The sequence below is a fragment of the Nonomuraea sp. NPDC050680 genome, from assembly GCF_040654555.1.
Lineage (GTDB): Bacteria > Actinomycetota > Actinomycetes > Streptosporangiales > Streptosporangiaceae > Nonomuraea.
Genome location: NZ_JBFAIF010000005.1, coordinates 476,462 through 488,493, shown reverse-complemented (window position 1 = coordinate 488,493; position 12,032 = coordinate 476,462). Strand labels below are relative to the sequence as shown.

General features: G+C 73.7%; 3 protein-coding genes. All 3 read left to right on the top strand.

What is annotated here, in order from left to right; translation table 11 throughout:
- The first annotated feature begins 166 nt into the window (after positions 1–166).
- Genes AB0H88_RS22080 through AB0H88_RS22070 form a run of 3 tightly spaced genes read left to right on the top strand, consistent with a single transcriptional unit; the run spans position 167 to position 12,015 of the window.
- A complete protein-coding gene (locus AB0H88_RS22080) occupies positions 167–1,468 on the top strand; it encodes a beta-ketoacyl reductase (protein WP_357647180.1) in 1,302 nt (433 codons plus the stop codon).
- Positions 1,469–1,495: 27 nt separating this feature from the next.
- Positions 1,496–6,955, top strand: a complete 5,460-nt coding sequence (locus AB0H88_RS22075) for an SDR family NAD(P)-dependent oxidoreductase (RefSeq protein ID WP_357647178.1) — start codon at positions 1,496–1,498, stop codon at positions 6,953–6,955.
- A 32-nt stretch (positions 6,956–6,987) separates the two neighbouring features.
- Entirely contained in the window at positions 6,988–12,015 is a 5,028-nt protein-coding gene (locus AB0H88_RS22070) for a beta-ketoacyl synthase N-terminal-like domain-containing protein (protein ID WP_357647176.1), read from the top strand.
- Positions 12,016–12,032 lie beyond the last annotated feature (17 nt).

Below are 12,032 nucleotides of genomic sequence, written 5' to 3'. Positions count from 1 at the left end.
ACCTGGGCAAGCAACGGGACCTGGGCAAGCAACGGGACCTGGGCAAGCAACGGGACCTGGGCAAGCAACGGGACCTGGGCAAGCAACGGGACCTGGGCAAGCAACGGGACCTGGCCAGGAGACGGGCCTTCCCTCGGACACAGGCCTTTCCCAGGGGACAGTGCTGGTGACCGGGGGGACGGGCGGTCTCGGTGCGCTGGTCGCGCGGCGGTTGGTGGAGCGGCACGGAGTGCGGGAGCTGCTGCTGGTCTCGCGGCGCGGGCCCGAGGCGCCGGGGGCAGAGGAGTTGGTGTCGAGCCTGGAGGGCCTCGGGGCGCGGGTCGCGGTGGCCGCCTGTGACGTGTCGGATCGAGACGCTCTGGCCGTACTGCTGGCCTCGATCCCCGAGGACCGCCCGCTGACCGGTGTCGTACACACCGCGGGCGTGCTGGACGACGCGACGGTCGAGGGGCTGTCGGAGCGGAAGCTGGCGGCGGTGTTCGCCCCGAAGGCGGACGCGGCGTGGCACCTGCACGAGCTGACCAGGGACGTTCCGCTGACCTCGTTCGTGCTGTTCTCGTCGCTGGCGGGCGTGCTGGGCAACGCCGGGCAGGCCAACTACGCGTCGGCGAACGTGTTCCTGGACGCCCTGGCGGCGCACCGGCGCGGCCTCGGTCTGCCCGCCGTGTCCGTGGCCTGGGGACTGTGGGACACCGGCTCGGGCATGGGCGGCACGCTCTCGGCGGCCGACACGGCCAGGCTGGCCCGCTCCGGCATCGCGCCGCTGAGTGTCGAGCAGGGCCTGGAGCTGTTCGACGGCGCGCTCGACGCGCCCGAGCCGCTGGTCGTCGCGACCAGGTGGGAGGCGGCCGGGCTACGTGCCAGGGCCGAGGCGGGTGACCTGCCGTCGATGCTGCGCGGCCTGGTTCGCGCGCCACGCCGGACGGCCGGCGCCGCGCCGGGCGGGACGGGTGGCGCGGGTGCGCTGACGGAGCGGCTGGCCGGTCTGACCGAGGCCAACGCCCGGCGGCAGGTCGCCGACCTGGTACGCGGGCACGTGGCCGCAGTCCTGGCGCACGGCAGCGCGGACGCCGTCGACGTGGACCGGGCCTTCAACGAGCTGGGCTTCGACTCGCTGACCGCCGTCGAACTGCGCAACCGGCTCAACGCCGACACCGGGCTGCGGCTGCCCGCGACCCTGGTCTTCGACCACCCCACGGTCACGGCGCTGGCCGAACACCTCTACAAGGCCCTCGCTCCCGCCGCGCCGTCGCCCGAGGACACGCTGCGCGGCGCGCTCGAACGGGTCGAGACCATGCTCACCAGCGCCAACGGCGACGCCGAGGCCATCCGCGGCAAGCTCGTCACCATCCTGCAGAGCGCCCTGACCAGGCTCGGCGCCGGTCCGAACGATGGGGACGGCGTGGTGGAGAAGATCGACTCCGCCTCCGACGAAGAGATCTTCGCACTTATCGACAACGCCCTCTAGACCACCGGTACCTGCGAAAGGCGACAGATGTCGACCGAGGACAAGCTGCGCGACTACCTCAAGCGCGTGACCGTCGAACTTACCCAGACACGCCGCCGCCTCGCCGAGATCGAAGACCGTCGCCACGAGCCCATCGCGATCATCGGGATGGCCTGCCGCTACCCCGGTGGTGTGGCCGGTCCCGAAGATCTGTGGGAGGTGGTGTCCTCGGGCGTGGACGCGATCGGTGAGTTCCCCGCCGATCGCGGCTGGGACCTCGACGCCCTGTACGACCCGGCCCCCGACGCGTTCGGCAAGTCGTACACGCGGCACGGCGGCTTCCTGTACGACGCCGGCGACTTCGACGCGCCCTTCTTCGGGATGAGCCCGCGCGGCGCACTGGCCACCGACCCGCAGCACCGGCTGTTCCTGGAGGTGAGCTGGGAGGCGTTCGAGCGGGCCGGCCTCGACCCGGAGGCGCTGCGCGGCAGCAGGACCGGGGTCTACGCGGGGACCATGTACGAGTACTACGCCGACCGCTACCTCGGGGCCATCCCCGAGTCCGTCGAGGGTACGCTGCTCACCTCCAGCACGCCGAGCGTCCTGTCGGGCCGGGTGGCGTACACCTTCGGGCTGGAGGGCCCGGCCGTCACCCTGGACACCGCGTGCTCGTCCTCGCTGGTCACCGTGCACCTGGCGGTCCAGGCCCTGAGGCGCGGCGAATGCGCGCTGGCGCTGGCCGGCGGCGTGACGGTGATGGCGGCGCCGGACCCGTTCGTGGAGTTCTCGCGGCAGCAGGCCCTGTCGCCCGACGGCCGGTGCAAGGCGTTCTCGGCCGCCGCCGACGGGGCCGCCTGGGCCGAGGGCGCGGGTGTGATCCTGCTGCAACGGCTGTCGGACGCGCAGCGCGACGGCCGCCGGATCCTCGCGGTGATCCGCGGCTCGGCCGTCAACCAGGACGGCGCCAGCAACGGCATGACCGCGCCGAGCGGTCCGGCGCAGCGGGAGGTGTACCGGCTGGCGCTGGCTGACGCCCGGCTCGAACCCCGTGACGTGGACGCCGTGGAGGCTCACGGCACCGGCACCCGGCTCGGCGACCCGATCGAGGCCGAGTCGATCATCGCCGCGTACGGGCAGGACCGGCCGGCGGACCGCCCGCTGCGGCTCGGCTCGGTGAAGTCGAACATCGGCCACACCCAGGCCGCCGCCGGGGTCGCCGGGGTGATCAAGATGGTGAAGGCGCTGGAACACCGGACCCTGCCGGCCACCCTGCACGTGGACGAGCCGACGCCGCACGCGGACTGGTCGGCCGGGGCCGTGGAGCTGTTGACGGAGGCTGTGGCCTGGCCGGTCTCGGACCGGCCGATGCGGGCCGCGGTCTCGGGGTTCGGCATCAGCGGGACCAACGCTCATGTGATCTTGGAGCAGGCGCCGGAGGTGGTGCCCGAACCTGTGACGGTGGAGGGCCCGCTGGTGTGGGCGTTGTCCGCCAAAACGGAAATGTCGCTACATGCGCAGGCGGACCGTTTGCGAACGTACGCGGCCACCGCGGCAGATGAGGATCTGGCCGTCGCGGGAGCCGTACTCGCCCGGCGGGCGCGGTTCGCGCACCGCGCGGTGGTGGTGGCCGCGGACCGGCATGAGTTGGTGGCGGGCTTGGCGGCGTTGGCCGCGGGTGAGTCGCATGCGGCGGTGATTAGTGGTGTGGCGTTGCCGGATGTGCGTCCGGTGTTCGTGTTCCCGGGTCAGGGTTCGCAGTGGACGGGTATGGCGGTGGATCTGCTGGAGTCCAGTGAGGTGTTCCGGGAGTGGATGAGCCGGTGTGATGCCGCGCTCGCCCCGTACACGGGCTGGTCTGTGGTGGGTGCGCTGCGTGCGGGTGAGTTGGTGGGTTCGGAGGTCATTCAGCCGGCGTTGTTCGCGGTGATGGTGTCGCTGGCGGAGGTGTGGCGGTCGCTGGGTGTGGATCCGGCGGCGGTGGTGGGTCACTCGCAGGGCGAGATCGCGGCGGCCTGTGTCGCCGGGGCGTTGACGCTCGACGACGCGGCCAGGATCGTGGCGCTGCGCAGCCAGGCCGTGGTGCGCGGGCTGGCCGCCACGGGCGGGATGCTCGCCGTGGCGCTGCCCGCCGAGGAGGTCGGCGAGCGGCTGGAGCCGTGGGCGGGCCGTCTGTGGGTGGCCGTGCACAGCGGGCCCGCCGGCACGGTCGTGGCAGGAGACGTGGACGCGCTCGACGAGCTCGCGGCGGCGTGGGGCGAGACGGTCCGGGTGCGCAGGATCGCCGTCGACTACGCCTCGCACACGCCGCACGTGGAAGTGCTGCGCGAGGAGTTGCTCGCCACACTGGCCGGCATCGCGCCGCAGGCCACGGACGTGGCCTTCTCCTCCTCCATGGCCGGCGCCTTCGTCGAGCCGACCGGGCTGGACGCCGCCTACTGGTACGACAACCTGCGCAACCCCGTCCTCTTCCGCGAGTCCGTCGGGGCGTTCGCGTCGTTCGGAACGCCGCTGTTCGTCGAGGTCAGCCCGCATCCCGTGCTGGGCGGCGATATCGAGGACATCTGCCACGAAGCGGGCATGACCGCCGGGGTCTGCGGGTCGCTGCGCCGGGGTGCCGGTGACTGGCGCCGGTTCCTGGTCGCGCTGGCCCAGGCGTGGGTCCTTGGGGCCGAGGTCGAGTGGCGGGCGGCGCTGGCCGATGTGCCATACCGGCAGGTGGACGTGCCCACCTATGCCTTCGAGCGGCGTACGTACTGGCTCAAGACCGCCGAGCGGCGCGCGCGGCAGGCGGGCGGCGCGGGCATCGGCGGCTCGCGGCATCCGCTGCTGACCGCCGTCGTCCCGGTGGCCGACGACGGGTTCCTGCTCACCGGCCGGCTGTCGTCGGACGCGCTGCCGTGGCTCGCCGACCACTCGGTCTCCGGGAGCGTGCTGCTGCCCGGGGCCGCGTTCGTCGAGCTGGCGCTGGAGGGGGGCGCGGTCGCGGGCTGCGACCTGCTGGAGGAGCTCACGCTGGAGGCACCGCTGGTCCTGCCCGCCACGGGTGAGGTCGGGCTGCAGATCACGGTGAGCCCGTCCGACGCCGCCGGGCGGCGTGCGCTGACCGTCTTCTCCGCCTCGCCGGACTCCGAGTGGGTACGGCATGCGTCGGGCACGCTCCGCGAAGCGGCGGTCTCCGCCGGGGAGTGCGGCTGGGCCACGGCCTGGCCGCCCGCGGGCGGTTCGCCGGTGAACGTCGACGGTGGTTACGAGCGGCTGGCGGACTCCGGTTACGAGTACGGTCCGGCGTTCCAGGGCGTGCGGGCGGTGTGGCGGCGGGACGAGGAGCTGTTCGCGGAGGTCGTGGCGCCCGACGGGGTGGAGCTCGACGGGTACGGGATGCACCCGGCGGTGCTCGACGCGGCTTTCCACCCGCTGCTGCTCGCGGGCTCGGGGGCCGGCTCCGGGGAGTTGCGGCTGCCGTTCGTGTTCCGGGGAGTGCGGCTGGGTGTGCCGGGGGCCTCCTCGGTGCTGCGGGTACGGCTGGCGTGGGCGGGTGACGACGCCGTGGTGGAGGTGGCCGACGTCTCCGGCCGGGCGGTGCTGTCGATCGAGTCGCTGCGGGCCAGGGCCGTACCGGTCGAGCCGTCGCCCTCGGGAGGCGCGGTCCCGCAGGGGCTCGACTGGGTGAAGGTGCCCGTGGAGCTCAGCGGGGCCCGGCCGGAGGCCGAGGGGTCGAGCTGGGTCTGGCTGGACGAGGAAGGTGCGGCGGGCGCGTTGGAGGCGGACTTCGTCGCGGTGCGCTGCTCGGCCACCGCCGCGAGCGTGACCGCCGGGGCGCGGGAGTTGTTCGGCCGGGTGCTGGACCTGCTGCGGAGCTGGCCGGCCGACGCGCGGGCCCGGCTGGTGTTCGTCACCCAGGGGGTCCTCGCCACGGACCGTGTCGACGCAGCGGCCGTGGCCGCCGGGACCGTCTGGGGCCTCGTCCGGTCGGCGCAGGCCGAACAGCCAGGGCGGTTCGCGCTGGTGGACGTGGAAGAGGGCGTCACGGACTGGGACCTGGTCGCGGCGGCGATCGACGCCGGTGAGCCCCAGTTGGCGATACGCGGCGGCGTGCCGCTGGCGCCCCGCCTGATCCGCCGCCCGGCCGCGTTGTCCGCCCACGGCGCGGGCCCGGCTTCCCTCCACGGCGCGGGCGCGACCACGGCTTGTCCCCAGGGCGCGGGCACGGTGCTGGTGACCGGTGGGATGGGTGGGCTTGGTGCTCTGGTCGCGCGGCGGCTGGTGGAGCGGCACGGGGTACGGGAGCTGCTGCTGGTCTCGCGGCGCGGGCCCGAGGCGTCGGGGGCAGGCGAGCTGGTGTCGAGCCTGGAGGACCTAGGGGCGCGGGTCACGGTGACCGCCTGCGACGTGTCCGACCGCGACGCTCTGGCCGTACTGCTGGCCTCGATCCCTGAGGACCGTCCGCTGACCGGTGTGGTGCACACCGCCGGAGTCCTGGACGACGCCACCCTGGAGGGGCTGTCGGAGCGGAAGCTGGAGACGGTGTTCGCGCCGAAGGCGGACGCGGCCTGGCACCTGCACGAGCTGACCCGCGGCCTGCCGCTGACCTCGTTCGTGGTGTTCTCGTCGCTGGCGGGCGTGCTGGGCAACGCCGGGCAGGGCAACTACGCCGCCGCGAACGCCTTCCTCGACGTGCTGGCCACGCACCGGCGTGGGCTCGGCCTGCCCGCGGTGTCGGTGGCCTGGGGGCTGTGGGACACCGGCTCCGGCATGACCGGTGCGCTGACGGTGGCCGACACCGCCCGCCTGGCCCGCGCGGGCGTCGCGCCGCTGAGTGTGGCGCAGGGGCTGGAGCTGTTCGACGCGGCGCTCGGCGGTGACGAGGCCCTCGTCGTCGCCTCCGGCTGGGACGGTTCCGGGCTGCGTGCCAGGGCTGAGGCGGGTGACCTGCCGCCCCTGTTGCGGGGACTGGTCCGCGCGCCGCGACGTACCGGATCCGGGCAGCACGCGGGCAACCCCGGGCTGGCTGCCCGGCTGCCCGGCCTGTCCGAGACCGAGGCCCGCAGGCTGATCACCGACGTCATCCGCGCGCACGTCGCCGCCGTACTCGCGCACGACAGCGTGGACGCGGTCGACGTCGGCAGCGCGTTCAACACGCTCGGCTTCGACTCGCTGACCGCCGTCGAGCTGCGCAACCGGCTCAACGCCGACACCGGACTGCGGCTGCCCGCGACCCTGGTCTTCGACCACCCGACCGTCACCACGCTGGCCGACTACCTGTTCAGGAAGCTCGCCCCGGCGGCCCCCTCGGCGGAGGACACGCTGCGCGGCGCGCTGGAACGCGTCGACTCGATACTCGCCCGCGCCAACGGCGACGCCGAGAGCATCCGCGGCAAGCTCATCCCGATTCTGCAGAGTGCCCTGACCAGGCTCGGAGTCGATCCCGACGGCATGAACGGCGCGGCGGAGAAGATCGACTCCGCGACCGATGAAGAGATCTTCGCGCTCATCGACAACGAACTCTGACCATGACTCTCGTTACCGGAAAGGCTCGTCCGATGGCGACCGAGGACAAACTTCGCGACTATCTCAAGCGCGTAACCGTCGAACTGACCCAGACGCGCCGCCGCCTCGCCGAGGCCGAAGATCGTCAGCACGAGCCCATCGCGATCATCGGGATGGCGTGCCGCTACCCCGGTGGCGGCGACACGGTCGAGGGTTTCTGGAACCTGCTGCGCGACGGCGGCAGCGCGGTCACCGAGGTGCCGTCCTCCCGGTGGGACATCGACGACTACTACGACCCCGACCCGCGTACCCCCGGCGGCATGTACACCAGGTACGGCTCCTTCCTGCCGGACATCGCCGGCTGGGACGCCGAGTTCTTCGGCCTTTCGCCACGCGAGGCCCTGCGGATGGACCCGACGCAGCGCCTCCTGCTCGAACTGGCCTGGGAGGGCCTGGAGGACGCGGGCGCGCCGCCGTCGCGCCTGTCGGGCAGCCGTACCGGCGTGATGGTCGGCTACATGGACAGCCTCCAGTACGGCAGGCTCCAGCTCGAACGGCACGGCGCGGAGGCGCTCGCTGACCCGTACCTGGGTCAGGGCTCGTCCATGAGCGTCGCCGCCGGGCGCATCGCGTACCTGCTCAACCTGTGCGGCCCGACCATGGCCATCGACACGGCGTGCTCGTCCTCGCTGATCGCGGTCCACCTCGCGGCGGAGGCGCTGCGGCGCGGCGAATGCGACCTCGCGATCGCCGCCGGGGCGTCGATGACGTTCCACCCGAGCACCTTCATCCAGGCGTGCGCGGCGTCGATGCTGTGCGCGGACGGGAAGTGCAAGACGTTCGACGCGAGCGCCGACGGCTACGTCATGGGCGAGGGCGGCGGCGTCGTCGTGCTGGAGCCGCTGTCCAAGGCGATCCAGAACGGCCGGCGCATCCGTGCGGTGATCCGCGGCTCGGCCGTCAACCAGGACGGCCGCAGCAACGGCCTCACCGCCCCCAGCCGCGGCGCCCAGGCCGACGTGATCGGCCGCGCCCTGGCCGCCGCTCGGATCACCCCCGACGACATCTCGTACGTGGAGGCGCACGGCTCGGGCACCCACCTGGGGGACGCCATCGAGCTGTCGGCCCTGCACGACGTGTTCGGCCGGCGCCCCGGCACCCGGCCGTTACGGGTCGGCGCGGTGAAGACCAACATCGGCCACACCCAGGCGGCGGCCGGGATGGCCGGGCTGATCAAGACGGTCCTGGTGCTGGAGAACGAACTGATCCCGCCGAACCTGAACCTGTCGGACCCGGCGGCGGCGATCCCGGAGGACGGGACGGTCCTGCCGATGGCCGGAGCGCCGCAGCCGTTCACGGGGGCGGAGCCGCGGTTGGCGGGGGTGAGCTCGTTCGGCTGGTCGGGCACGAACGCCCACGTCATCCTGGAATCCGCCCCCGAGCCCGGCGAGTCTGGGAGATCCGCCGTGGCCGGGCACGGCGCGGTCGGTGTTCCTCGGGCGATGGTGCTGCCCGTGTCGGCGGCCAGTGACGCGGCCCTTCGGGAGCACGCAGGGCGCCTGGCCGCGGCGTTGGCAGTCCGGCCGGAAACGGCCCGGTCGGCAGCGGTCCTGGCCGATGTGGCCCGCACGCTGCAGGCCGGTCGCGCCGAGCACGACCACCGGCGCGCCCTTGTCTGCGCCGACCTCCCGGACGCCGTACGCCTGCTGGGCCGCGTCGCCACCGAGGGCGGCGTCCACCGGGTGAAGGGCCGCCCCCGGGTGGCGTTCCTGCTGCCCGGCGTCGGTGACCAGTACGTCGGCCTCGGCAGGGAGCTGTACCGCACGGAGCCCGTCTACGCCGAAGCGGTAGACCGCTGCGTCGAGCTGGCCGCCGACCGGTGTGGCGTGGACCTGCGCCCCCTGTTCAGCCCCGCGGACGACGAGAACTCCGCCGTTCACCAGGAGACCGCCGACCAGGCACGGCCCTCGGGGGTGGACCCGTCACGGTCCTCGGGCCGGGACCGGGTGCGATCCTCGGACGGGGACCTTGCCGCGCTGCTGGGCCGTGCCGGTTCCGAGCAGGACCGGGCCGACGACCCGCTCAGCCACGCAGAGGTCGCGCACCCCTTCCTCTTCACCGTCGAGTACGCGCTCGCCCGGCTCCTGTCCCACTGGGGCGTCACCCCGGACCTGCTCATCGGCTACAGCCTCGGCGAGTACGTCGCCGCCTGCCTCGGCGGCGTGTTCACCCTCGAGGACGCCCTGTACGTGGTCGCCGAACGAGCCCGCCTGATCGCCGCCGCCCCGCCGGGCCGCATGGTCGCCGTCGCCGCGAGCGAGGACCGGCTACGGGAACTGCTCGTCGGCACCGATGCTGAGGTGGATGTCGCGGCGCTCAACGGGCCCTCGATGACCGTGCTCAGCGGGCGGCCCGAGGACATCGAGGCCGTGACCCGCCGCCTCACCGCCGAGGGCGTCGCCTGCCGGCCGCTGCGATCCGCGCACGCGTTCCACTCGTCGCTGCTCCAGCCGGCCCGAGAGAAGCTGGCCGCGCTGCTCGACTCCGTGCCGCGCCAGGCCCCGGCCGTCACCATCGTGTCCAACCTGACCGGCACCGCGCTGACGGCCGAGCAGGCCACCAGCTCCCAATACTGGGCCGATCAGCTGGTCAGCCCGGTCCGGTTCGCCGACGCCGTACGGCACTGCGTCTCGCGGGAAGTGGACGTCCAGGAGGTGGACGTTCAGGAGGTGGACGTCCAGGAAGTAGATGTGTTCGTCGAGCTCGGCCCCGGCCAGACCCTCGGTGGGCTGGTCCGGCAGAACCTGTCCGACCGGCCGGCCACCGTACTCGGCACCCTGCCGCCGCTGTGGACGGCAGGGGAGCGGCGGGACGCGCGGTCCGAGCTGCTGGAGGCGTGCGGGCGGCTGTGGGAGCTGGGCGTCACGCTGAACTGGGAGCTCACCCGCCCCGCCGGCGCCCGCCTCGTCGACCTGCCCGCCTACCCCTTCCAGCGCACCCGCTTCTGGCCGGACCAGGGCCGGGACGTCCCCCGAGCCGACCGGCCCGCCAAACCGGCCGACTTCGCCTTCGCCCCGATCTGGCAGCAGGACACCACCCGCCCCACCCCGACGCACCTCGTCTCCCGCACCGTCGCGCCGCACCTCGCCTCCGGCGATGGCCGTCCGGGGGATGCCGCGCCTGCCGTACGGCTCGGTGGGCCGTTGGTGGTCTTCGCCGACTCGGCGGGGGCCGGTGCGGCGCTCGCCGAGCTGGCCGCCGCGGCCGGGACCCAGGTGATCGAGGTCGTCGCCGGGGCCGGGCTGCGGCAGGACGGTCGTCGCATCGTCATCGACCCCGCCGTGCCCGAGCACTACGCCCAGGTGTTCGCCGCCGTCACGGAGCCAGGGCCGGTGCACGTGGTCCACCTGTGGAGCCGGTTCGCCACGGCCGCCACCCCGGTGTACGCCAACGACGAGGAGCTGCGGGCGGCCATCGGGTACGGGTTCGACAGCCTGCTGCTGGCCGTACAGGCGCTGGGTGAGCTGCCCGCGCGCCAGGGGGTACGGCTGCTGACGGTCACCCAGGGGGCCGCCGAGATCCTGGGCGGCGACGCGCTCGCGCCGTACCGGGCCGTGACGCACGGGCTCGGGCGGGCGGCGCACCACGAGTACACCGGACTGACCTGGAGCGGTGTCGACCTCGACCCGGAGGACGACGGGCAGGCGGCCGGGCAGATCATCCACGAGCTGCTCAGGGAGCCCGACGAGGCGCACGACCGGCTGACCGGCTGGCGGCGCGGCCGTCGCTGGGTGAAGAGCTGGGGCGAGGTCCCGGACCAGGGTGAACCGGCCGGGAGCCCGTGGCGGGCCGACGGCGTCTACCTGATCACCGGTGGTGCCCGGGGACTCGGTATGGGGCTGGCCAAGCACCTGGTGCGAGCCGGGGTACGGCGGCTCGCCCTGGTGGGCCGTACCCCCCTGAACGCCGCTCCGCACGGCGGCTCGCTGGAGGCTGGGGCGGGAGCCGGTGCGCCGGACGTGTCCGAGCCGGGCCCGAAGGTGGCGCGGAGTCTGGAAGATGTCGCCGAGCTGGAGGCGGCCGGGGCCGAGGTGCTGTTGCTGACCGCCGACGCCGGTGTCCCCGACGAGCTGCGGCGGGCGCTGGGCCGGTGCCGGGAGCACTTCGGCACGCTGACCGGCGTGATCCACGCGGCCGGCGTCCCGGCGGGTGGCATGGTGCAGCGGCGGACCGTGGCCGAGGCGGGGGCGGTGCTCGCGCCCAAGGTCCTGGCGATGGGACCCCTCGCCGAGCTGGTCGGCCCGGACACACCTGCCGAGGAGCGGCCCGAGCTGCTGGTCCTGTACTCCTCCGCGGTGACCGCGTTCGGTGGCATCGGCGAGGGCGACTACTGTGCCGCCAACACCGTGCTCGACGCGTACGGCGAGGCGCTGGCGGCCACCGCACCCTCCACCAGGGTGGTGTCGGTCGCCTGGGGCCCGTGGCAGCACGACGACTGGCAGACCGACTCCCTCAAGGGTGCCTCCAGCCTCGCCCAGCGGGTGACCGCCTACCGGGAGAGGTACGGCTTCGCTGAGGAGGCGGGCTGCGCGTTCCTCGACCGGATCGTGACCGGCGGCCACGGCAGCGTCCTGGCCGCGCGCCAGCCGCTGCGCGACGTCCTGCGTGACTGGTCGGCCATGACCGACCTCGACGCCCTGGTCGGTGCGGCGGCGGCGCCTGGCGGGGAGCGGTTCCCGCGGCCGCTGCTGCGCACCGAGTTCGTGGCGCCCAGGACCGAGACCGAGACCAGGATCGCCGACCTGTGGGGCGCCTATCTGGGCATCGAGCAGGTCGGCGTGTCCGACCCGTTCTTCGACCTCGGAGGCAACTCCCTGGTCGGCATGGCCATGGTGCTCGCCATCGAGAAGGAGCTCGGCGTGGCCATCGCGCCCGCGGTGCTGTTCGAGCACCCGACGGTCGCGGAGTTCGCGGCCGCACTGGAGCGGTCGGACGACGGCTCCGCACAGCAGGCACTCACCACCAGCTCGGCTCGGGGGCAGCGACGGCGCCGGGCCCGTTCCGGGGGCGGACGGAAATGAAGCCCGACTTGAGCTTG

What these genes read in the sequence shown, in the direction of transcription:
- AB0H88_RS22075 (WP_357647178.1), top strand. Translation starts at nt 1,496, where the DNA reads ATGTCGACCGAGGACAAGCTGCGCGACTACCTCAAGCGCGTGACCGTC.
- AB0H88_RS22070 (WP_357647176.1), top strand. Translation starts at nt 6,988, where the DNA reads ATGGCGACCGAGGACAAACTTCGCGACTATCTCAAGCGCGTAACCGTC.